Source organism: Vreelandella alkaliphila (assembly GCF_016107625.1).
Lineage (GTDB): Bacteria > Pseudomonadota > Gammaproteobacteria > Pseudomonadales > Halomonadaceae > Vreelandella > Vreelandella alkaliphila.
Genome location: NZ_JABASV010000003.1, coordinates 127690 through 149805 on the forward strand (window position 1 = coordinate 127690; position 22116 = coordinate 149805).

Here is a 22116-nt window from a genome sequence, read left to right on the forward strand (position 1 = left end):
TAGATGTCTCAAGTGCCTCAGCAGCACCGCGCTCGTAAACGCTTTGGTCAAAACTTTCTGCGTGACCTCGGCATCATTTCGCGTATTGTCCGTGCCATTGGGCCTCGCGAAAGCGACCGACTCGTCGAAATTGGCCCTGGGCAAGGCGCGCTCACTGCTCCGTTGCTAGAGGCGGCAGGAAAGCTTGAAGTCATTGAATTAGACCGTGACCTTATTCCGGGCTTAAGGGTGCAGTTTTTTAACTACCCTGACTTTGTTATACATGAGGGTGACGCGCTAAAGTTTGATTTCGCCGCGCTAAAAGGGGATGGCCCTGCGCTGCGAGTCGTCGGTAACCTGCCTTACAACATCTCGACGCCGTTGATAGTGCACCTGTTAACCATGGGCAATGCGATTGCCGATATGCACTTTATGCTGCAAAAAGAGGTTGTTGAGCGTTTGGCCGCTGAGCCAGGTAGCACTGATTGGGGGCGCCTGTCGGTGATGGCGCAATATTACTGCCACGTGGATCAGCTGTTTGTCGTACCGCCGGAAGCCTTTGTTCCCAGGCCGAAAGTTGACTCCGCCATTGTTAGGCTAACGCCTCACGAAAGCTTGCCCCAAACAGCAGATGACCCAGCGCTGCTGTTTGAATTGGTCAAGCTGGCGTTTGGTCAGAGACGCAAAACACTGCGCAATAACCTGAAAGGCAGGGTAAGCGCAGAAACATTAGAAGCACTAGGCATTGACCCTGCACGGCGCCCTCAAACCTTGACGGTTGCAGAGTACGTCACTATCGCCAACCAAGTGGCTACTGACGAAGCGCTTGGTGGTAATGGGAGTTCTGACGCGTGAGTGCCCTAGCCATTGAGGTTAGCGTCGCGCCTGAGTACCGTGCAGCCGAGTCAGATGACCGTGAGTCGCGCTTCGTGTTTAGTTACACCGTGACGGTACATAACCAAAGCCCTCATAGCGTGCAGCTTATGGCGCGCTACTGGAAAATTACCCAAGGTAACGGTGATAGCCAAGAGGTGCGTGGCAAAGGGGTGGTGGGCCAGCAGCCGTTAATTGGCCCGGGGCAGCGTTTTCGCTACACCAGTCGAGCCATTCTGCAGACGCCGGTAGGCGTTATGGAAGGCGCTTACACGCTGCTTAACACCTACACCCAACGAGCTTTTGAAGTGCCCATTGCGCCTTTCAGGCTAGCGGTGCCGCGTCAGCTTCACTGACCATTCTCTAAAAGGGGGAGCGATGAGCACCTATGCCATTGGTGATCTGCACGGCTGTCATGCCGAGTTTGTCAGTTTGCTAGAAAAGCTAAGCTTCAATGCAGCAAACGATACACTCTGGCTGGTTGGTGATTTGGTCAATCGTGGCCCTGGCTCGCTGGCTTGCTTGCAGGAAGTGCAGGCGTTAGGCAGCGCCGCTCGATGCGTGCTGGGTAATCACGATTTTCATTTGTTGGTGGTGGCTCGTGGCGGCGGCAAACTGAAAAAAAACGACACTCTAAGCGATATTCTTGCAGCACCACAGCGCGAACAGGTGCTGGATTGGCTGCAAAGCCAGCCATTGGCAGTTTATGAAAACAATGCGCTGATGACCCATGCCGGTGTGTTACCAACGTGGTGCGCCGAGCAAGCGGTATCGTTTAGCCAAGAAGTGCAGACGGCCTTGCTTAGTGAGCGTTCGGGTGATTTTTTAACGCAGCTATTTGGTAATCAACCTGACCAGTTCCATGATGATCTAGAAGGGATTGATCGTTTGCGCTGTTTCGTCAATATATTTACCCGCATGCGCTTTATCGACGCTAACGGTCGGCTAGATTTTGCTGCTAAAGAAGGCTTGGAAAGTGCGCCTGACGGGTTCACCCCTTGGTTTCAATACCCAAGAGCCGATGCGCTTCAACTGTTATTCGGGCACTGGGCTGCATTAGAGGGCCAAACCCCGAACGCCAAGATAAAGGTTGAAGCGCTGGATACTGGTTGCGTGTGGGGTGGGTCGTTAACCGCTCTCAATATGGAATCGGGTGAGCGCATCAGCGTACCTAGCCGTCAGCCTAGACATTAAAATACGAGACATTAAAACACGAGACATTGAAAAAAGGGCGGTAGCCGTGTTTCAGGTGGATGCGAAAACCAAAGGACTCGATGTTTATCGTGTTGGCGGGGCAGTGCGCGATGCGCTGTTAGGCTGGCCGGTAGTGGATAATGATTGGGTCGTCGTCGGTGCCACGCCAGAAGTCATGCAACAGCGGGGCTTTAAACCAGTGGGGCGCGATTTTCCAGTATTCCTGCATCCTGATACCGCCGAAGAGTATGCGCTAGCGCGCACTGAGAGAAAATCTGGCCACGGTTATGGTGGCTTTGAAGTACACGCAAGTCCTGATGTGACCTTAGAAGAAGACCTTTCAAGACGTGATTTAACCATCAATGCGATTGCGCAGCGCTTTGATGGTGCGTTGACCGATCCCTTTAACGGACAGCGAGATATTGAGCAGCGGCTATTACGCCATGTGTCCCCGGCATTTAGTGAAGATCCCCTACGGGTGCTTCGCACTGCACGCTTTCTTGCCCGTTATGCGCACTTAGGGTTTGCCATTGCGCCTGAAACCCTCGAACTAATGCGAGATGTAAGCCGCAGTGGTGAGCTTAGCCACCTTGCTGCGGAGCGAGTGTGGGTCGAAACCGAAAAAGCGTTGGGTGAACCAAATCCTGACCGTTACTTCACCGCCTTAAAAGATTGCGAGGCGCTGGCTGCTTGGTGGCCTGAGCTAACCGATGACGTTGTGCTGGCAAACGCACTTGAGCTGATGGCGCTTGAGACGGTTGCACAGGTAGCTATCGACAGCTCACTTCCTCTGGCTCACTGGCGCTACGCGTTGTTGGTGTCGGTATTGAATGATGCTCAGCGTGATGCGCTGGCAATTAGATTGCGATTGCCTAATGCGGTGACGCAGCTGGCGCGCCATGTGGCGTTGAGTAGGGATATATTGGCCGAGCCATTAAGTGACGAACGCGTTCTGCACTGGCTGGAGCGTTTGGACGGTTGGCGTAAGCCCGCGCAGGTTAATGCACAGTTACAACTCATTAAGCGTTTAGCAGAGAATACGCTCGAACCGCTGAATCGGGCGTGGCAGGCTGCACAAAGCGTTGACCCTCAAGTGCTATTGCAAGCGGGTTATCGCGGTGCAGCTTTAGGTAAGGCGCTACGTGAGCACCGCCAACAGGCAGTAGCAAGTGCGCTGATGGATACGCACTAAGGGCTGGTTATAGGCTTTGTTCAGCGAGCGGATACCGCCTTTGGCACAGAGTCTGCCTGGGAAATCCAGCGCCCACGCCAATGAAAGTCGATGGCCCATAAGCGTTGACTACCCAATTCAAAGCGCTGCCATAGCGCAGCGTAAGACAAGCCATAGATAGGGTGATACTGATCGGGTAGCAGTTCGGCCAGCGGTTGTAGAACGAAGGCATTGTGCGTGATTTCCCCTCGGGGCAGGGTAACACCGTCAATAGTGCCGCAAATACCGCCCACTGTGAGCAGGTCAATATCCAGTGCTCGAGGACTACACTTAAGCATATCGGGAGTGCGGCCATGGGCAATTTCGAGTTGCTTAGACCACGCCTGCAGCTCACCCGCCGACCAATCGCTATCAAAGGCAACCACAAGGTTGTAAAAGTTGCGATTATCGCTAAACCCTACCGGCTCGCTTTCAAATATGCGCGATATTTGAAGGAGGCCAAACGTGTCTTCAAGCGCATCTAGGCACAGGCGGATATGAGTGTCCGGATCGATATTGCTGCCTAAGCTGAGAGTAACCAAGCTCATGGAAGCGTGCCGCGGGTGATTTCAAGACCGACGCTAGCGGCTTGTGGAACGGCACCCGGTTTGCGTACGGTAAGGCGCAGCCAGATAATGGAAAACTCCTGCTGTAAGCACTCAGCTAGGCGCTCGGCAAATGTCTCGACGAGAGCAAATTGGTGCTCGTCGGCAAAGCGCTGAATTCGCTGGCAAATGGCTGCATAATCAAGCGTTAGGCTCAAATCATCTGCAGCGGCGGCGGGACGAATATCCGTTGCGAGCGATAAGTCCAAGCTCAAAGACTGAACAATAGTGCGCTCCCAGTCGTACACACCGATGACGGTATCTACTGCCAGCGCTTCGATCAAAATGCGATCCACAGCTATTCCTCTAGCGTCAACAAGCGGGGGATTGTACTTGAGGATAGCGCGAAACGACAGCTAGGTACGATCTAACGCTGGGAAGGAGCCAAGATGGTGGGCGGAGTGATATGGATGATGGTGGGCTACTTAAGCGGAAGCTGGTTGGCGGCGCTTAGCGTATGCCGGCTAGCAGGTGTTCCTGATCCGCGATATTGCGGTTCGTGTAACCCTGGGTTTTCGAATGTGCTACGCCTTTACGGGCCGCGCTTAGCCGTCGCCACGCTTTTACTAGATGCATTAAAAGGGGCACCTGCAGTGCTGGCAGCCAAATTGTTAGGGCTGCCTGTTTGGTTGCAAGGGGCGGTTGGATTTGCTGTTCTGCTAGGTCACAGCTATCCACTATGGCATAGGTTTCGCGGTGGTAAATCGGTTGCCAGTGCGTTTGGTGTGCTGTTGATATTGGTACCCAGCGTGGCACTGCTTAGTGCGGTGTGCTGGATGCTGCTGGCTTGGCGGCTACGCATGGCAGCGGCAGCGTCGCTTGTTAGTGCATTCGTCGCACCGCTGGCTTGTGCGTGGCTAGCACCTGACTATGTTGTGGTCGTGAGTGGGTTCAGCCTACTGGTGCTTGCTCGCCATGGGTTAAATATTCGCCGCCTGCGCCGCGGAGAAGAGCCTCATCTACGCGGCTAGGCAGGGGCTAGAGGTGTAGGAGCTATAGGTGTTTAGTAGGCGTTAGCGTGTCCAGCGGCCAGCGCGGTGTAGCCTTCATAATGCCGTTGTCATCATGCTCACCCGCCGCCAGTCGTTGGGCGCCCACATAAGCGATCATCGCGCCATTGTCGGTGCAGAAGCGCCCGCGAGGGTAATAAGATCGCGCGTTGCGTTTCTCCGTTTCAACCGCGAGGCGTTCGCGCAGGCGTTGATTAGCGCTAACGCCTCCTGCCACCACTAAGCGCTTCAATCCGGTTTGATCCAGTGCGCGGCGACATTTGATAACCAGGGTGTCCACTACGGCTTCTTCAAATGCCCTCGCCACATCAGCCTTGGCCTGGGTGTCTAGCTCGCCAGCAGCTTCTAATTGGCGAATAGCGGTCAGCGTGTGGGTTTTCAAGCCGGAGAAACTGAAGTCTAGGCCAGGGCGGTCGGTCATTGGCCGTGGAAAGCGGAAGCGTTTTGGATTGCCCTGTTCAGCAAGCTTAGCAACGTGAGGGCCACCGGGGTAGGGGAGCCCGAGCATTTTGGCCGCTTTGTCAAAGGCCTCACCCGCTGCATCATCAACGGATTCCCCGAGTAACTGGTAGTGTCCTAGGGCCTGTACTTCGACAAGTTGAGTGTGTCCGCCAGAGACCAATAAGGCGACGAAAGGGAAGTCAGGGGCATCATCTTCCAGCATAGGGGCTAGCAGGTGGCCTTCCATGTGGTGTACGCCCAGTACGGGGATGTTCAACGCACGTGCCATACCATGCGCTGTGCTGGCGCCCACCATGAGTGCGCCGACTAACCCCGGGCCAGCAGTGTAGGCAATGCCGTCTAGGTCGCTACGCGTCATCTTGGCGTCGTGCAATACTTGCTCGATCAGTGGCAATAGTTTGCGCGTATGGTCGCGAGAAGCGAGTTCAGGCACCACGCCGCCATACTCGGCATGCATGGCAATTTGACTATACAGCGCGTCAGCGAGCAGGCCGCGGCCTCCAGTGTGCGAAGTATCATAAATCGCGACGCCCGTTTCATCGCAAGACGTTTCAATGCCTAGTACGCGCATGGCTGAAGAACTCGTTGTAAGTTAAAAAGTTGCAGGTTAGAAACCAGTGCTGCTAATCAGTCGCCTAGTTTAGCATTCTCATGCTTAAGGCGCGTAAGCATTTGCAAAGATCGCCAACCACGACTAGACTACTGTGCGCTGTAAAACTGGGTCGTACACTGTATTCTAAAAGTGTACGTACTATCCGAACTCAAGACTCCTTAAGGTAGGTGAGTGCTTAATGCCTTCTGTAAAAGTACGTGATAACGAGCCGTTTGACGTCGCCCTGCGTCGCTTCAAGCGTTCTTGCGAAAAAGCCGGTGTTCTTTCTGAAGTACGCCGCCGCGAGCACTATGAGAAGCCGACTGCTGAGCGTAAACGCAAAGCGGCAGCTGCCGTAAAACGCCACGCCAAGAAAATTCAGCGTGAGCAAAAGCGTTTCGAACGGCTCTATTGATCCGTACCCGAGGGGGCCGGAGCAGTTAGCTGGCCATCTCAAGAGGGATGTCAAGCGGCCGCCACTAGGTGGCCGTTTGTTTTTGTTTTGATTTATCGCTGTCTATGGTGATTTGGTAATAAGCCCGATGACCCTAGGCAAGTGAGTTAGCGCTTTGCGCGAGGATGCCCGCAGTTCATGGCAGGCCAAATTCCACAACGTTTTATCGATGACCTGTTAGGCCGCGTTGATGTGGTCGAGGTGGTTGGTGAGCGTGTGCAGCTTAAAAAGGCCGGGCGTAACTATTCTGGGCTATGTCCTTTCCATCAAGAGAAAACCCCATCGTTTACGGTCAGCGCTGATAAACAGTTTTATCACTGCTTTGGGTGTGGTGCCCACGGTAATGCGCTACGCTTTCTAATGGAATACGACAAACTACCCTTTCCCGATGCGGTTGAGCAGTTGGCTAGTCGTTTAGGGCTGGATGTTCCTCGTGAGGGTGCCGATGATCCGCGCGCCCAGCAGCGCGAAAAAAAGCGCAAAGAGGGCGTTAATCTTCTTGAACTTGCTGCCAGTTTTTATCGAGAACGGCTAAAAATGCAGGAAGGGCAGGGAGCGCAGCGTTATCTGCAAGGGCGCGGATTATCTCCAGATGTTGTCAGTACTTATGGTATTGGCTATGCGCCTGGTGGGTGGGAAGCCCTAAAGCAGCACTTGAGTGCGCGGGGTATTGGTGAGCCTGTACAAGTAGAGTATGGCTTGCTTATTCACCGTGAAGACACCGGGCGAACGTATGACCGCTTTCGTGATCGAGTGATGTTTCCCATTCGGGATTTAAGGGGGCGCACCATCGCGTTTGGCGGTCGGGTAATGGGCGATGAGCAGCCTAAGTATCTGAACTCGCCTGAAACGCCTGTCTTTCACAAGGGACGTGAGCTGTATGGGTTGTATGAGGCTCGCCAAGCGTCAAGCAAGCTTGAGCAGCTCGTCATCGTTGAAGGTTACATGGATGTCGTGGCGCTGGCGCAGTACGGTATCAACAACGCTGTCGCAACCTTAGGGACGGCTACAACAGAAGACCATCTAAGCCGACTATTTCGTTTAGTTAGCCGTGTGGTTTTTTGCTTTGACGGTGACCGTGCAGGACGTCAAGCGGCCAGCCGTGCGTTGGAAACCGCCTTGCCGCAGATGATTGACGGTCGTGAAGCGCGCTTCCTGTTTCTGCCGGAAGGTGACGACCCGGATACGCTAGTACGCCGTGAAGGTAGCGACGCATTTCAAGATCGCGTTACCTGTGCGATGCCGCTATCTGAGTTTCTTTTTGAGCAGGCAGCGCAGGGGCGAGACTTGAATACCGTGGAAGGGCGAGAGCGGTTTGCAAGTCAGGTGCTTGAGGCATTGAACAAAGTGCCTGAAGGCATGCTCAAATCGTTACTGTTGGAGGCGTTAGCTAAGCGCAGTGGGTTGGCACAATCGCAACTGAAAACGCTGCTTGATAAACGCGCGGCCGCCAGTGCGCAAAAAGAGGCACAGAAAGCGCCTTCGCAGGAAGCCGTGCACTGGGAGCCGCTTGAGTCGCCCGACATGATGCCGTTTGAGCATCATGAGGAGCAGCTGGTCGGCGCAAAGCCTGCTGGTAAAAAGGCACAAAAGGGGCGCGCTCAGTCGCCTCGCCCGCAAGTGCTCTCAACCGTTGCGCGTATTGTGCAGCTACTGTTGCATGAGCCTGGTTTAGTGACGTCGCTGCCGGATTCCCTGGATTGGTTGCCGGAGAGTGAAGAAGCACCGTTATGCCGTGACTTGATTGAGTTACTACGTGCCGGGCGTTATCGCAGCCCGCAAGTGGTGTTGGCGCACTTTCAGGGGAGCCATGAAGGTCAGGTCTTGGCTGAGTTGGCGTCACGGGAGTTGCTGATTCCCAAGGGAACCCGAGAGACTGAGCTGACAGGGTTGGTTGAACATCTAATAGAGGTTCAGCGCAAGCGATCGCCTCAGGAAGAGTACCAGGCGTTGCTGGATTTAGAGCGTTCTGGGCAAAAGCTGGATAAAGCGCAGCGGCAGCGTTTGGCAAGCTTAATGATGGAGCTTGTTCAACGACATTAAGCCGGCTTTACGGCGTTTGTCTTTGAATGAGTAGAGTTTGGAATGAGTAGAGTTTGAGGCGCTAGGGTTGAATTTCCCTAACGTTGGCACCAAATAAAGGGTCAGTCGCCAGGCGCTGGCCTAACCGAACAACCTAACACACCTGAATGACCGCGCAAATACGTTTCGCTGGAAAAATTCCTGCTATTTACGCTATACTGTTCGGCTTGTTGAGTTTAATCGATTCAGCGCCCCAGGTGTTTCATTCTTCTTCGTCGAGATAGGGTTTCTATGGCTGGAAATGCGCAGCAGCAGTCACGTCTGAAGGAGTTGATCGCGCGCGGCAAGGAACAGGGCTACCTGACCTATGCCGAGGTCAACGACCATCTACCCGAGGATATCGCCGACCCGGATCAAGTGGAAGACATCATTGGCATGATCAACGACATGGGTATCAGTGTCGTTGAAGAAGCGCCAGATGAAGACACTTTGATGATGTCGGATCACTCCACGGACGAGTCCGCTGCGGAAGAGGCCGTCGCGGCACTCGCCGCCGTGGAAAGCGACGTCGGTCGCACTACCGACCCTGTGCGCATGTACATGCGCGAAATGGGTACGGTTGAACTTCTAACCCGCGAAGGTGAGATCGAAATCGCCAAGCGGATAGAAGAGGGCACGCGGGAAGTGATGTCAGCGCTGGCGTATTTGCCTGGCGCTGTTGCTTCTATCCTGGATGCCTACGATGCCACGCAGGATGAAGAAGCGCCTGGTCGCTTGTCTGATCTGTTCTCTGGCTTTATCGACCCCGACGAGGGGATTCCAGGCGTTGCAGAAGCCGAAGTGCCCGAGCCTGAGCCGGAAGCCGAGTTGAGCGATGATGATGATCTCGACAGCGACGGTGACGACGAAGATGACGACAGCACGGCCAGCGAAGGCGGCCCTGATCCGGAAGAAGCGAAAGCTCGTTTCGAACAAATCCGTGAGCAGAATGCCGCTGTTGAAGCTGCGTTGGCGAAATATGGTCGTGGTAGCGCGGAGCTTAAAAGTGAGCAGTTGCGTTTAGCCGAGCTGTTTTCGCCTATTAAGCTGGTGCCGAAGCATTTTGAGCGTCTGGTCGGCCAAGTACGTATTAGTGTTGAGCAGGTGCGTGCCCAAGAAAAAGCGGTTATGCAGCTGTGCGTGAAGAAAGCTAAAGTACCGCGCAAAACCTTCATTAAGTCGTTCCCTGGGTACGAGTCTAATCCAAAATGGTTAGACACCTTCCAGGAAGCGCAGCCCAAGTATGCTGACCGTCTTGAGCCACTGCGCGCCGATATTGCTCGTTCGCAGCGCAAAATTGCCTTTGAGGAAGACATGGTGCAGCTCACCGTGGCCGACCTCAAGGAAGTTAACCGCAAGCTCTCTATTGGCGAGGCGAAAGCACGTCGTGCTAAGAAAGAGATGGTTGAGGCTAACCTGCGTTTGGTAATTTCGATTGCGAAGAAATACACCAACCGTGGCCTGCAGTTCCTGGATCTAATCCAAGAAGGCAACATTGGCTTGATGAAAGCGGTTGATAAGTTCGAATATCGCCGTGGTTACAAGTTCTCGACCTATGCCACATGGTGGATTCGTCAGGCGATTACGCGCTCTATCGCTGACCAGGCACGCACCATCCGTATTCCGGTGCACATGATTGAGACGATCAATAAGCTCAATCGTGTTTCTCGTCAGATGCTGCAGGAAATGGGCCGCGAGCCAACGCCGGAAGAGCTGGGCGAACGCCTGGAAATGCCGGAAGACAAAGTACGCAAAGTGCTAAAAATTGCCAAAGAGCCGATCTCTATGGAGACGCCGATTGGTGATGACGACGATTCGCACTTAGGTGACTTTATCGAAGACGGCACTATGCTGTTGCCGATTGATATGGCCACCGGCGAAGGCTTGATCGAAGCAACGCGTAACGTCCTTGGCGGCTTAACCGCACGTGAAGCGAAAGTGCTGCGCATGCGTTTCGGTATCGATATGAATACCGACCACACGCTAGAAGAAGTGGGTAAGCAGTTTGACGTTACTCGCGAGCGGATTCGTCAGATCGAAGCTAAGGCGCTGCGCAAGCTACGCCATCCGAGTCGCTCTGAGCCGCTGCGCTCATTCCTCGACGAGTGATCAGTTAGTTCTCGTACTTGGTAAGTAGTGGCTAGTAAGTAGTAAATAGAAAGTGGTGAACTGATAGTCGTCACCATGAACAAAAAGCCCGCCATTCTATGAACGGCGGGCTTTTTGCGTTATGCCATAAGCGTTATATGGTGATATGGCTTAAAGCGTGTAATGCGTGGCTGATCCTGGGCCGACAGGCAAGCCAAAAACAAATACCCAAATAAAGAACAGCAGGCTCCAGCCAATCAGCATAAATAGCGTGTAGGGCAGCATAATCGCTACCAACGTACCAATGCCCATATCTTTACGATAGCGAGTTGCTACGGCAAGAATTAAACCAAAGTAGCTCATCATGGGGGTAATTAAGTTAGTAACCGAATCGCCGATTCGATACGCCGCCTGAATTACTTCAGGGGCATAGCCCATTAGCATCAGCATCGGTACAAAGATGGGAGCTGTTACTGCCCACTGTGCAGAGGCGCTGCCTAGTGATAGGTTGACGAACGCACACATAATAATAAACAGCGCGAACAGACCAGGGCCGCGTAGCCCCAAAGACTGCAGCAGATCGGCACCGGCAACGGCTGTGACAGTGCCAAAGTTACTCCAGTTAAACAGCGCTACAAACTGTGCCGCAAAAAAGACCAGAACGATATAAAGGCCGAGGCTACTCATACTTTTCGCCATAGCATCGACAATATCGCGATCGTTTTGCATGGTGCCTGCTAGGCGGCCATAGACAAACCCCAATACGGTGAAGGACACCGCGACAATTACCACAATGCCACGCAAAAAGGGCGAGCCGCTAATTAGCCCTGTTTCGGGGTTACGCAATATGCCGCTTTCGGGCACAACCATGACCGCGACCAGAGCGGCTAATGCTAATGTCGCAAGTCCAGTCCCTTTTAAGGCGCGCTTCTCTGAGTCGGATAGCCCTTCCATGCGCTGGTTTTCAATGCCGCTATCAGCATAGGCAGAATCGAATTTACCTAGCTTGGGTTCTACGATTCGCTCAGTAACAAAGCCACCAATAAGCGTGACAAAGAACGTACTGGCGAACATAAAGAACCAGTTGGCTTCTGCGCCCACAATGTAAGCAGGGTCAAGAAGACGTGCTGCTTCCTGGGTGATGCCCGATAGTAGCGGGTCAACAGTACCAATCAGTAAGTTAGCGCTGTAGCCTCCAGAAACACCGCAGAACGCAGCCGCTAGGCCCGCCAATGGATGACGCCCTAATGAGTGGAAAATCATGGCCGCTAAAGGAATTAATACGACATAGCCAAGCTCAGCCGCCATGTTCGACATGATGCCGGCAAACACCACTGCATAGGTGACAATGCGCGGCGAGCGATTGAGAACCAGCGCACGCATGCTGGCTGAAAGCAGTCCTGAGTGCTCAGCAACGCCGACCCCCAGCATGGCTACCAGTACTGTACCCAGCGGTGCAAAGCTAGTGAAGTTAGTCACCATTTCAGTGACTAAACGGCGCAGGCCTTCGGCATTGAGCAGCGAATTAACCGCTATCCATTCACCTTCGTTAGCAGGGCGAGGGTCAGCAACAGATACTCCTAATGCACCGGCGATGCCGCTGGCGATTACTACCAGAACACATAAAATAGCGAAGAGAGTAACAGGATGTGGGAGTAGATTACCCAGCCACTCAACGCTATCAAGAAAACGAGTAAATGCACCTCGCTTTAGGGTTTCTTGGCGATTTTGTGAGTTTGTCATAAGGTTTTTGTCGTCAGTAGGTTGTTTTTCAGCAAAAAATGCCCATGAGTCTGGGGGACGACACTACGTTGAAGCCATCGGGGTCGCAAATGGCTTTATGTATAGCGAGATGTAAAAAATGAATGCCGCCTGCGCAAGGTGTAAGGCGGCGATAAAAAAGGGCTGCTAGCGGGAGATGAGAGGACTAGCGTGCGACTTGTCGCGCTTTGTAAATACGCCGAGCAATCAGCAGAAGCTCAATCATGGCAAATAGAATCAGGCTGTAGCCTAAAAGCTCGATGGCTTCCTCAGCGACATCTTTAAATTCGCGAATATAGTTATCCTGCATGACGGCTCGCCAGAAGTCTTGGCGACCATAAAGGCGGGAGAAAATATAGGTAACGAGCACACCGCCAGTGAAAAGTCCAAACGCGAACGTATTGCTATAATGTGAAAATTCTTCAATAAATCGACGACGCTGGACGACTACCCAGGCAAGGCTAGGGATGACAATTAACGATACCAGCACTTTCCAAGAGTTGTCTGCGACGTAGTAATCTAAAAAGTAATCCTGTTCGCGTACCAGCGACGCAGCCACAAACGCCAGCAATAGAAGCGTAACAGTAGGCCATACCTTGAGTACTTGGCGCACGTAGATGAGTAAGCCACAACAGCTAGCCAGTACCAGGGTTTGAGTGAACTCTGTAAAGCCTAATTCGGTATAGCGCACATCGGGTAGGTAGAGAGCTTCAAAATATCCGCCTTGGGCGATACCAGCGACAAAAAACATATAAAGTGTTGCGCGCAGAAGCGTATATCCAAAACTGAGTGGCCACTGCGGTGGGGAAGATGGCATACCAACATCCTTATCAGAGAGATGACGTTGTAAGAGAGGGGCTTAAAAACATGCATAGAAGAATGTTCATTATATCGACACACTTCTATGCTCGCACGTCGAACTTAATGTGAGCTGCTCGACTAATGGTGGATTAAGGCTGCAAAGTAACTAGTTATTAGGTAATCAACAATTACCGCTGAAGGGCAGACAACACAATGGCAATAAGCGTTTTTGATCTCTTTAGAATTGGGATTGGCCCATCAAGCTCTCATACGGTTGGGCCGATGCGTGCGGCGCGCGATTTTAGTCAAGCGGTTATCTCACCCTCGCTGACGCGCATTGTGGCTAGGCTCCACGGTTCGTTAGCTTCTACTGGCATCGGGCATGGTACTGATAGTGCGGTCATCATGGGCTTGATGGGCGAAACGCCAGAGTCAATCGATCCTGACACCATTACTGAGCGGCTACATGCGCTGGATGAAGGCGCTTTAATAACGCTGCCCAATGGGCAAGCGCTATCGTTTGATCGCAGTCAGGATATTGAATGGGACGACCATTGTCTGCCATTTCACCCCAACGCTATGGTGTTGACGGCTTATCAGTACGATACGGTTATTGCGACAAATACTTACTATTCCCTTGGTGGTGGCTTTTATGTCGATCAAGCCTGCGCCGATCAGGGTGGGTTAGACGAAGACAAAACCGCGCTACCTTACCCATTTGAAACGGCTAATGAGTTGTTGGCGCTTTGCCAAACAAATGGTTTGCGTATCAGTGAGCTCATGTTTGAAAACGAAAAAGCATGGCGCAGTGAAGAGGTGATTCGCACAGAGCTGCTGACGATTTGGCAAGCCATGCGCAGCAGCATTGAAAATGGCTTAAAAGCGACGGGACACTTACCCGGTGGATTAAATGTTCGGCGACGCGCCCATGGCTTGCACCAACAGCTGCTTTCACCACCGCAGAATCAACGCTTAATTGTATCGAGCTTTACTGTGATGGATTGGGTCAATTTGTTTGCACTGGCAGTGAATGAAGAGAACGCCGCCGGTAAACGGATGGTCACTGCACCGACGAACGGTGCTGCCGGTATTGTGCCTGCTGTGCTGGCGTACTATTTGAAATTTGAGCCAGATGCCTGTGACGACGACATAGTGGCCTTTTTGTTGGCAGCGGGCGCGATGGGCATATTATGTAAAAAGAACGCGTCTATTTCCGGAGCGGAAGTTGGCTGCCAGGGGGAGGTCGGCTCTGCTTGTGCGATGGCCGCAGCGGGGCTTGCAGAAGTGCTGGGTGGCTCGCCAAAACAGGTAGAGAACGCTGCTGAGATTGGTCTAGAGCATAATCTTGGCCTTACTTGCGACCCCGTGGCGGGGTTGGTTCAAGTGCCGTGTATTGAGCGAAACGCCATTGCCTCGGTGAAGGCGATCAATGCTGCGCGTATGGTGATGAATGGTGATGGTGAGCATTTTGTATCGTTGGATAAAGTGATTCGCACCATGCGTGACACTGGCCGAGATATGCAAGATAAATACAAAGAAACGTCAAAAGGCGGTTTGGCTGTTAACGCCATCGAGTGTTAGTGAGTAAGGCGGGGTGGCAGCGTTGCATCAATATTGGCCACCAAGTAATCGACGAGCTGACGGATTTTAGGTGATAGATGGCGGTGACGAGGATATACCGCCCATACCGCCGTATCGTTGTGTTGGAAAGGTTCCAGAACGGATACCAGTTCGCCACTGGCAAGATAGGGGGCTACGTAGTAATCCGGTAGTTGAGCAAGCCCTAGCCCTTTAAGCGCGGCGTCAAGCAGCGCGGGGCCGGAGTTTCCGCTCCAGCAGCCCTCCACTTTAACTTCGCGGCGCTGACCGTTGACTTCAAACAACCAGTTAGGACGTGAACCCATCAGACAACGGTGTTGGCTAAGTTCCGACAGCGTATGTGGCCTGGGAGCTTGACGGAAGTAAGACCGTGAGCCCACGACATACTCCTGCCGTTCGCATAGCCGCCGAGCAATCAAGCTAGAGTCTTTTAGTACCCCCATACGAATGGCAATATCGTAGCCCTCTTCAATAATTTCTACGGGGCGGTTGGTGAAGTGCATATGCACTTCAAGCTGCGGGTGCAGACACTGAAAATCATTCACCAGTGGCGCGATATAGCGCTCGCCAAACGTTGTCGCTGAGGTCAGTTTCAGCAGCCCACGTGGATTTGCCTGAAGCTCGCTGATCGCTTGCTCTGCATCGCGCAGGCCATCAAAAAGATGGCGGCAGTGCTCAACGTAGATTGCCCCAGCATCGGTTAAACGAATTTGCCGTGTTGTGCGGTACAAAAGCTGAACACCCAACTGATTTTCCAGCTGGCTCACCAAGCGGCTAATATGCGATGTCGATACCTTTAAATGGCGTGCGGCCGCTGAGAATGTTCCCAGTCTTACCACCTCGACGAATGCCTCAATACGGTCCCAGCGTTGCACGAACTATCCTTAATTAATTTTTGATTGTTGCTCAGTGGCAATAATCTTGTGAGTGTATCCCGCTTTATCCCACTCGCCTAGCTGGCCTACACTGCAGTCATTAAATCTGATTCGATTAAAACGAGTCCGACAAAACAGTATTTATTCTTATGTGACCGTTAAGGAGATGCATAGATGAAATCGCGTGCAGCCGTAGCACTCGAAGCGGGTAAGCCGCTTGAATTAGTTGAGATCGATGTGGAAGGTCCAAAAGCGGGCGAGGTACTGGTGAAGATGGCAGCGACGAGTGTATGCCATACCGATGCTTATACCCTTTCTGGTGCTGACCCAGAAGGTAATTTCCCAGCGGTATTGGGCCACGAAGGTGCTGGTGTGGTACAAGAAGTTGGCGAGGGTGTGACCAGCGTTAAGCCGGGTGACCATGTTATTCCGCTGTACACCGCCGAGTGCGGAAAATGTAAATTCTGCCTCTCCGGTAAAACCAACCTGTGTGGCAGCGTGCGCGCTACTCAGGGGAAAGGTGTGATGCCTGATGGCACTTCGCGTTTTTCGCTAGATGGCAAAATGCTGCATCACTACATGGGTACGTCGACTTTCAGCGAGTACACCGTGCTGCCGGAAGTGTCGCTTGCGGTGGTCTCCAAAGAAGCACCCATGGATAAAATTTGCCTGTTGGGCTGTGGCGTTACTACCGGTATTGGTGCGGTACTGAATACGGCAAAAGTAGAGCCAGGCTCCACCATCGCCGTTTTTGGTTTGGGCGCGATTGGTTTGGCGGTCATCCAAGGGGCGGTAATGGCAAAAGCCTCGAAGATTATTGCCATCGATGTGAACCCCGATAAATTTGCATTGGCCAAGCAGTTTGGCGCGACTGATTTCGTTAATCCGAAAGACTACAGCGACCCGATTCAGCAGGTAATCGTCGATATGACCGACGGTGGTGTTGATTATTCCTTTGAGTGTATCGGCAATGTTAACGTGATGCGTTCGGCCCTTGAGTGCTGCCATAAAGGCTGGGGGGAGTCGATTGTCATCGGTGTCGCGGGTGCGGGCGAAGAGATCTCCACGCGTCCTTTCCAACTGGTCACCGGGCGGGTTTGGAAAGGCTCTGCGTTTGGTGGTGTTAAAGGACGCAGTGAGTTACCGGGTTACGTCGAGCGATATATGAATGGTGAGCTGAATATCGACGACTTTATTACCCACGACATGCCGTTTGAGCAAATTAATGAAGCCTTCGAATTGCTCCATGCAGGTAAGAGCATTCGTACCGTGCTGCATTACTGAGTATCATTGGTAATAGGGTAAATGAGCGCGGTAGGGGAAACCCTCCGCGTTTTCATCTTTTTAAGGAGCCGGCCCATGAGCATGAGTGAAACTTTAGAACTAGTGTCTGCCAATCGCAGTTTTGGTGGCTGGCACAAGCGCTACCGCCACTACTCCCGGGCGCTGGATTGCGACATGGTGTTCGCGGTTTACCTGCCTCCTCAAGCAGAGAGCGAGCGCGTGCCGCTGCTTTGGTGGTTGTCAGGTCTAACCTGCAACGATGAAAACTTTATGCAGAAAGCGGGCGCGCACCGTATTGCTGCTGAGCTAGGGGTGGCGATTGTTTGCCCCGATACTAGCCCACGCGGCACTGAGCTGCCCGGTGAGCATGAAAGTTACGATCTAGGATCGGGTGCGGGTTTTTATGTGAACGCCACTCAAGCCCCCTGGAAATCGAATTACCGCATGTATGATTACGTGATTGAAGAGCTGCCTTCTGTAGTGCGTCAGCACTTCCCTGTGAATGGGCGTGAGTCGATTAGTGGTCACTCCATGGGCGGTCACGGCGCGTTAATTCTGGCGTTGCGTCACCCAGGCCGGTTCCGTTCGGTTTCCGCTTTTGCACCTATTGTTAACCCAATGAACTGTCCTTGGGGGCAAAACGCGTTTACCAGCTATTTAGGCGACGACCAGTCGCGTTGGCGCCAGTACGATGCCTGCGAGCTGGTCGCTAATGGTGCCTCTCGTCAACGACTGTTCATTGACCAGGGTGAAGCTGATCAGTTTCTGGAAGAGCAATTAATGCCCGAGCGTTTAGAGGCCGTGTGTGAAGCGCATGATCATCCGCTAACACTGCGCCGCCAGCCAGGTTACGATCATAGCTACTTCTTTATCGCCTCGTTCATTGAGGAGCATTTGCGCTATCATGCAGAACACCTCATGAAGCGCTAAGGATATCGAAATGCTTAATCGCGCGTTGCGCCGTTTTCTTGGTTTGATATGGCGTCTTATTTGGCGTGGCGCGCTGGCTTTTATTGTTCTCTCAATTGCGCTGGTTTTACTATTCCGATTTGTGCCACCTCCTGGCTCAATGGTCATGGTAGAGCGCAAAATACAAAGCTGGATAAACAGCGAACCTATCGATATACAACGCCAATGGAGAAGCTGGGACAATCTATCCAGTAATGCCAAGTTGGCGGTGATAGCAGCGGAAGACCAGCGTTTTCCTCAGCATCGTGGTTTTGATTTAGTTGAGTTGAAGCGTGCCCTGAAGGCCAGTCTCGATGGCGAACGATTGCGGGGTGCCAGCACGCTCAGTCAGCAAACAGCTAAGAATGTTTTTTTATGGAGCGGCCGTAGCTGGGCCCGTAAGGGGCTAGAAGTATGGTTTACGTTGCTGATCGAAATGCTGTGGAGCAAGCAACGCATACTGGAAGTGTATTTAAACGTCGCTGAGTGGGATACGGGAGTATTTGGGCTAGAAGCGGCGGCGGGGCACTATTTTGGCGCTTCTGGCAGTGCATTGACCGAACGGCAAGCAAGCCTGCTAGCGGCTATTCTTCCTAGCCCGCGTACCCGCAGCGCGTCACGCCCAGATGCTCAGGTAGAGCGCCGCAGTCAGTGGATTCTTCAGCAAATGCGTAATCTAGGCGGTGTTCGTTACTTGGAGCGCTTGTAGCGCTTTAAGCCTCTCCTTTGTTGCTAGGCTTGCGTACCACCATGACCACCCCAGCAATGGCAATGACCATACCAGCCAGTCCGAGCAGGGGCAGGCGCTCGTCGAACAGCCACCACGCTTGTAGCGCAGTGACCGGAGGTACTAGATAAAACAGACTGGCAACGCGGGAGGCTTCCCCCTTTTTAATCAACGCCATTAATAGCAAAATGGCGGCGATAGACAGAATAAGTACTAGCCAGCCAAGAGTGAGCACAAACGTTAAGCTCCATTCGACCTGGCGGGTTTCAAACAGCAGTGCACCAATGCCCAATAGCATGCCAGCCGCTATGTATTGAATTACCGCCCCGGAAAGAAGTGGCATGCTGGTGCAGTAGCGTTTCTGATAAAGCGTCCCCAATGAAATTCCCACCAACGCAGCCATCACGCTAACCAAGGCGCCAAGGCCAAAGCCAGCAAAAAGTGAGGTGCCGAACTCTAGCTTGCTGCCCAATACCAGACAGATGCCCACAAGGCCAAGCAGTAGCCCTAGCCATTGGCGGGTGGTTAGGCGCTCACCCAACAACGGGCCGGCACAGGCTGCTGTTAATAGTGGTTGAAGGCCAACCAATAACGCTGCCAGCCCGGCAGGCATGCCCAAATAAATACCGTAAAAAACTCCACCTAAATAAGTGCCATGTACCAAAAGTCCTGAAACGCCTATATGCAGCCAGAGTACTGGCGAAGAAGGCCAGGCAATGCGCATTAACCACGTCAGTGGAATAAGCAGCATCAGGGTGAGCACGAAACGAATAAACAAAAACGTGAAAGGTTCTGCGTAGGGCAGGCCAAATTTTGCGCCAATGAACCCCGTGCTCCAGAGTAAAACAAATAATCCAGGCATAGCGGCAAGGCCTAAAGAAACCGTATTTATATTTTTTAAGTAACTAATATTATTGGTCATAATTCCTCGGTGTGAGAATTCACTGCATGCTTGTCTGTTACGTTGCGTTCTTTCTGTTACTAACTTTTACATAAAAAGTTGAACCTGTTCCTGAACAGCGCGTCACACGCTGCACATTCATAACGCGTCAATGAGGTTTCTTACTATGCAACGTATGACTGCTCTGTTCTCTGCTGCTCTTCTCGCTACTGGTCTTCTGGCTGGCACCGCTCATGCACAGCAATCCGAAGAATCCGCTCAGGATACGATGGCTACCCAGCAAGCGCCCACTCAGGATTTCTCTGATGAGCAGCTACAGCAGTTTGCCGATGCTTCTCAAGAAATCGCCGTGATCTCTCAAGAGTACACACAGCGTCTGCAGGAAGCAGAAGATGAAAACACCCAACAAGAAGTTCGCGCTGAAGCCAACGACCGCATGATCGAAGTCGTTGAAGATAGCGGTCTAGATGTTGATACCTTTAACGCCATTGGTCAGTCAATCCAGCAAGACCCTGAAATGATGCAGCGTGTTCAGGAAATGGCTAACCAGTCATAATTAGTTCCAGTCAGCTAGTGTTGTGGATAGTGACAGATTTTCCTTAACCTGCGAAGTATTCTGTCCTCCTACTGCCAGTCTGTTACTGCACAAAACCCAGCGTTTTTCGCTGGGTTTTTTTGCTTTTGTTCACTCTCATTTGTGACTGAAGGGTTTACGGTACACGCTATCCAAGACAAACTTCATCTATTGATGATGCTGCCGCGCCAAGTGCAGGAGATCGCATGGATGTTGAACTGTTAGAAATACGTCAGCATATGGGGCAGTTTCCCCCGTTTGATGGCTTATCGGATGTATTGCTAGACGCCATTGCCGAGCAGGTTCAAGTACGCTACTACAAAACTGGGAGCGATATATTAAAGTTTGACGATATACTCACGGAATTGTGCTATATCCGTAGCGGAGCCGTTGAGGTATATCGTCGTCAAGGTGAGCTTTATAACCGCTTGGGCGAAGGGGATATCTTTGGGCATTTTAGCCTGCTGAGAAACCATAAAGTTCGGTTACCCGCTAAAGCGATAGAAGATACGCTAATCTACTTTATACCCAACGTCGTCTTTCAGCGACTTTGTGAAGAAGACGATGATTTTGCTGACTTTGTTGAGCTCGAACGCCCTCGTTTAGAAACTGCAGCAGAACAGCAGAAGAAATCTAACGATATGATGGTTACGCGGATACGCAAATTGGTAACGCGTTATCCCGTCATGGTTGAGTCCACGACTACCGTCCAGCAAGCCGCTAAGCAAGTGAACGATGCTCAAGCGTCGGCGGTGCTGGTAATTAATGAAGGCAGTGATAATCCGCGTTACAGCTTTCAGGACAGCGAAGGCAAAACGTGGCAAATGTGCGGTATTCTGACGGATAGTGACTTCCGTACCCGCATTGTAGCTGAAGGGCTGTCAGCGCAAACGGCCATTGGTGAGGTTGTTTCCGAACGGTTAATTACCATTCAGTCGGATGCGTCGGTTTACGAAGCCATGCTGACGATGCTGCGTAACAATGTTCACCACTTACCGGTGCTTTACCGACAGCGTCCGGTTGGGGTTGTTCACCTCTCCGATATTATTCGTTACGAGACGCAAAGTGGGCTGTACCTAGTAAGCAATATTTTCAACCAGTCCAGCGCCCAAGGGTTAGCAAAACTTGCTCCAGATGTGCGCGCTGCTTTTGTAAGAATGGTGCAAGAAGGTGCTAATTCGCAGATGGTGGGGAGTGCCCTGTCGACCATTGGGCGTAGTTTTACGCGGCGACTGCTAGAGCTTGCCGAAGAAGCGCTAGGGCCACCGCCGGTGCCTTACTGTTTTATGGTTAACGGCTCCATGGCGAGGAATGAGCAAAGTATCGTCACCGATCAGGATAATGCACTGATCTTGTCAGACGACTTTAACCCCGACGAACACGACGACTACTTTCACGCGTTAGCGGCCTTTGTAAGCGATGGCTTAGACGCCTGCGGTTATACCTACTGTAAAGGCGATGTGATGGCGACTAACCGCCAGTGGCGTCAGCCGTTGCATGTTTGGAAGCGTTATTTCCAAGACTGGATGGCGAACCCAACCCCTGAACGACTACTCCATAGTTCGATTTTCTTCGATTTAGACAGCATTTACGGCGAAGACCATTTTGTTGAAGCGCTTCAGGATTTGATTGCCCAAACGGCGCCCCAGTCGCCACTGTTTTTGGCGGCCATGGCCCGTAATGCGCTGAATCGAACACCGCCGCTTGGGTTCTTCCGTACGTTTGTGATGGAAAAGGATGGCAAACATAACAACTCAATCAACCTAAAACGGCGTGGTACCGCCCCGATGGTTGACCTTATTCGGGTACATGCGTTGGCCTGTGGGTCTAAAGCGCAAAACTCGTTCCAGCGCTTAAATGATATAAGCAATACCCAACTGCTGGCGACGGGTGTAAGCGATAAGCTCAGTTACGCATTTGAGTTTTTATGTATGTCGCGGATTCGCCATCAAGTGATAGATCTGCAAGAAGACCGTTTCCCCGATAATAATATCGAACCGGAGAATGTTGAGGATAGCGAGCGCCACACGCTTAAAGATGCTTTCCAAGTACTCAACAACGCGCAAAAATTCTTGAAGTTCCGCTATCCCGTTCCCGCTCAGCGGCAGGGGCGATAAG

The 22116-nt window shown here is 52.3% G+C and carries 21 protein-coding genes; 14 read left to right on the forward strand and 7 right to left on the reverse strand.

All coding sequences use genetic code 11. The features are described 5' to 3' along the window. Window positions 1–3 precede the first annotated feature (3 nt). The 4 genes from rsmA to JFC11_RS05850 are packed head-to-tail and all read left to right on the forward strand — an operon-like array spanning window position 4 to window position 3238. Window positions 4–834 (forward strand): 16S rRNA (adenine(1518)-N(6)/adenine(1519)-N(6))-dimethyltransferase RsmA, encoded by an 831-nt coding sequence (gene rsmA / locus JFC11_RS05835; protein WP_120386447.1) that lies wholly within the window; start codon window positions 4–6, stop codon window positions 832–834. Next, window positions 831–1208 (forward strand): Co2+/Mg2+ efflux protein ApaG, encoded by a 378-nt coding sequence (gene apaG, locus JFC11_RS05840; protein ID WP_089039622.1) that lies wholly within the window; start codon window positions 831–833, stop codon window positions 1206–1208. Before rsmA ends, apaG begins: the two co-directional genes overlap by 4 nt. Before the next feature lie 22 nt (window positions 1209–1230). After that, the gene (locus tag JFC11_RS05845; protein WP_198348954.1) at window positions 1231–2046 is read left to right on the forward strand and encodes a symmetrical bis(5'-nucleosyl)-tetraphosphatase; all 816 of its coding nucleotides are present in this window, start codon (window positions 1231–1233) and stop codon (window positions 2044–2046) included. Between the two features lie 46 nt (window positions 2047–2092). Next, window positions 2093–3238, forward strand: a complete 1146-nt coding sequence (locus tag JFC11_RS05850) for a tRNA nucleotidyltransferase/poly(A) polymerase-related protein (protein WP_198349074.1) — start codon at window positions 2093–2095, stop codon at window positions 3236–3238. 20 nt (window positions 3239–3258) lie between these two features. On the opposite strand, the gene folK is transcribed toward JFC11_RS05850, so the two are convergent. Both folK and folB read right to left on the reverse strand, forming a co-directional pair. After that, window positions 3259–3804 carry a 2-amino-4-hydroxy-6-hydroxymethyldihydropteridine diphosphokinase gene (gene folK / locus JFC11_RS05855; RefSeq protein WP_198348955.1) on the reverse strand — a complete coding sequence of 182 codons (546 nt, stop codon included), beginning with the start codon at window positions 3802–3804 and terminating at the stop codon, window positions 3259–3261. Further along, window positions 3801–4157 carry a dihydroneopterin aldolase gene (gene folB, locus JFC11_RS05860; protein ID WP_095603986.1) on the reverse strand — a complete coding sequence of 119 codons (357 nt, stop codon included), beginning with the start codon at window positions 4155–4157 and terminating at the stop codon, window positions 3801–3803. Before folB ends, folK begins: the two co-directional genes overlap by 4 nt. 93 nt (window positions 4158–4250) lie before the next feature. Between folB and plsY the strand changes: the two genes are divergently transcribed. Next, a complete protein-coding gene (gene plsY / locus JFC11_RS05865) occupies window positions 4251–4832 on the forward strand; it encodes a glycerol-3-phosphate 1-O-acyltransferase PlsY (RefSeq protein ID WP_232482795.1) in 582 nt (193 codons plus the stop codon). Window positions 4833–4854: 22 nt separating this feature from the next. On the opposite strand, the gene tsaD is transcribed toward plsY, so the two are convergent. Continuing rightward, complete coding sequence (tsaD, locus tag JFC11_RS05870; protein WP_198348956.1) at window positions 4855–5904, reverse strand: tRNA (adenosine(37)-N6)-threonylcarbamoyltransferase complex transferase subunit TsaD; 1050 nt, start codon at window positions 5902–5904, stop codon at window positions 4855–4857. A 220-nt stretch (window positions 5905–6124) separates the two neighbouring features. On the opposite strand from tsaD, the gene rpsU reads away from it, so the two are divergent. From rpsU to rpoD, 3 genes are all read left to right on the forward strand, one after another. Continuing rightward, a complete protein-coding gene (gene rpsU, locus JFC11_RS05875; protein WP_007113641.1) occupies window positions 6125–6340 on the forward strand; it encodes a 30S ribosomal protein S21 in 216 nt (71 codons plus the stop codon). 177 nt (window positions 6341–6517) lie between these two features. After that, window positions 6518–8422 carry a DNA primase gene (dnaG, locus tag JFC11_RS05880; protein WP_120386452.1) on the forward strand — a complete coding sequence of 635 codons (1905 nt, stop codon included), beginning with the start codon at window positions 6518–6520 and terminating at the stop codon, window positions 8420–8422. 270 nt (window positions 8423–8692) lie between these two features. Further along, window positions 8693–10549 (forward strand): RNA polymerase sigma factor RpoD, encoded by a 1857-nt coding sequence (gene rpoD / locus JFC11_RS05885; protein ID WP_198348957.1) that lies wholly within the window; start codon window positions 8693–8695, stop codon window positions 10547–10549. Between the two features lie 150 nt (window positions 10550–10699). On the opposite strand, the gene JFC11_RS05890 is transcribed toward rpoD, so the two are convergent. Beyond that, window positions 10700–12271 carry an AbgT family transporter gene (locus JFC11_RS05890; protein WP_120386453.1) on the reverse strand — a complete coding sequence of 524 codons (1572 nt, stop codon included), beginning with the start codon at window positions 12269–12271 and terminating at the stop codon, window positions 10700–10702. A 184-nt stretch (window positions 12272–12455) separates the two neighbouring features. Then, entirely contained in the window at window positions 12456–13106 is a 651-nt protein-coding gene (locus tag JFC11_RS05895) for a hypothetical protein (RefSeq protein WP_038477584.1), read from the reverse strand. 197 nt (window positions 13107–13303) lie between these two features. Between JFC11_RS05895 and JFC11_RS05900 the strand changes: the two genes are divergently transcribed. Continuing rightward, complete coding sequence (locus JFC11_RS05900) at window positions 13304–14671, forward strand: L-serine ammonia-lyase (protein ID WP_198348958.1); 1368 nt, start codon at window positions 13304–13306, stop codon at window positions 14669–14671. On the opposite strand, the gene JFC11_RS05905 is transcribed toward JFC11_RS05900, so the two are convergent. After that, entirely contained in the window at window positions 14668–15564 is an 897-nt protein-coding gene (locus JFC11_RS05905; RefSeq protein ID WP_198348959.1) for a LysR family transcriptional regulator, read from the reverse strand. The two genes, JFC11_RS05900 and JFC11_RS05905, sit on opposite strands and share 4 nt — an antisense overlap. Window positions 15565–15738: 174 nt before the next feature. Here JFC11_RS05905 and JFC11_RS05910 point away from each other — a divergent pair, with 174 nt between their 5' ends. The 3 genes from JFC11_RS05910 to mtgA all read left to right on the forward strand — a co-directional run bounded on the left by JFC11_RS05910 (window position 15739) and on the right by mtgA (window position 18505). Then, a complete protein-coding gene (locus JFC11_RS05910) occupies window positions 15739–16848 on the forward strand; it encodes an S-(hydroxymethyl)glutathione dehydrogenase/class III alcohol dehydrogenase (RefSeq protein ID WP_198348960.1) in 1110 nt (369 codons plus the stop codon). A gap of 75 nt (window positions 16849–16923) precedes the next feature. After that, a complete protein-coding gene (gene fghA / locus JFC11_RS05915; protein ID WP_120386455.1) occupies window positions 16924–17778 on the forward strand; it encodes an S-formylglutathione hydrolase in 855 nt (284 codons plus the stop codon). Between the two features lie 10 nt (window positions 17779–17788). Next, window positions 17789–18505, forward strand: a complete 717-nt coding sequence (gene mtgA, locus JFC11_RS05920) for a monofunctional biosynthetic peptidoglycan transglycosylase (RefSeq protein ID WP_095603978.1) — start codon at window positions 17789–17791, stop codon at window positions 18503–18505. A 4-nt stretch (window positions 18506–18509) separates the two neighbouring features. Here the strand turns inward: mtgA and JFC11_RS05925 are convergent, their stop codons facing one another. Then, complete coding sequence (locus JFC11_RS05925; protein ID WP_038477567.1) at window positions 18510–19445, reverse strand: DMT family transporter; 936 nt, start codon at window positions 19443–19445, stop codon at window positions 18510–18512. Between the two features lie 145 nt (window positions 19446–19590). On the opposite strand from JFC11_RS05925, the gene JFC11_RS05930 reads away from it, so the two are divergent. Both JFC11_RS05930 and JFC11_RS05935 read left to right on the forward strand, forming a co-directional pair. Beyond that, window positions 19591–19980 carry a DUF4168 domain-containing protein gene (locus JFC11_RS05930; protein WP_120386457.1) on the forward strand — a complete coding sequence of 130 codons (390 nt, stop codon included), beginning with the start codon at window positions 19591–19593 and terminating at the stop codon, window positions 19978–19980. A gap of 224 nt (window positions 19981–20204) precedes the next feature. Next, on the forward strand, window positions 20205–22115 hold the full coding sequence (locus tag JFC11_RS05935; RefSeq protein ID WP_038477561.1) for a DUF294 nucleotidyltransferase-like domain-containing protein: 1911 nt from the start codon (window positions 20205–20207) through the stop codon (window positions 22113–22115). Window position 22116: the final 1 nt, after the last annotated feature.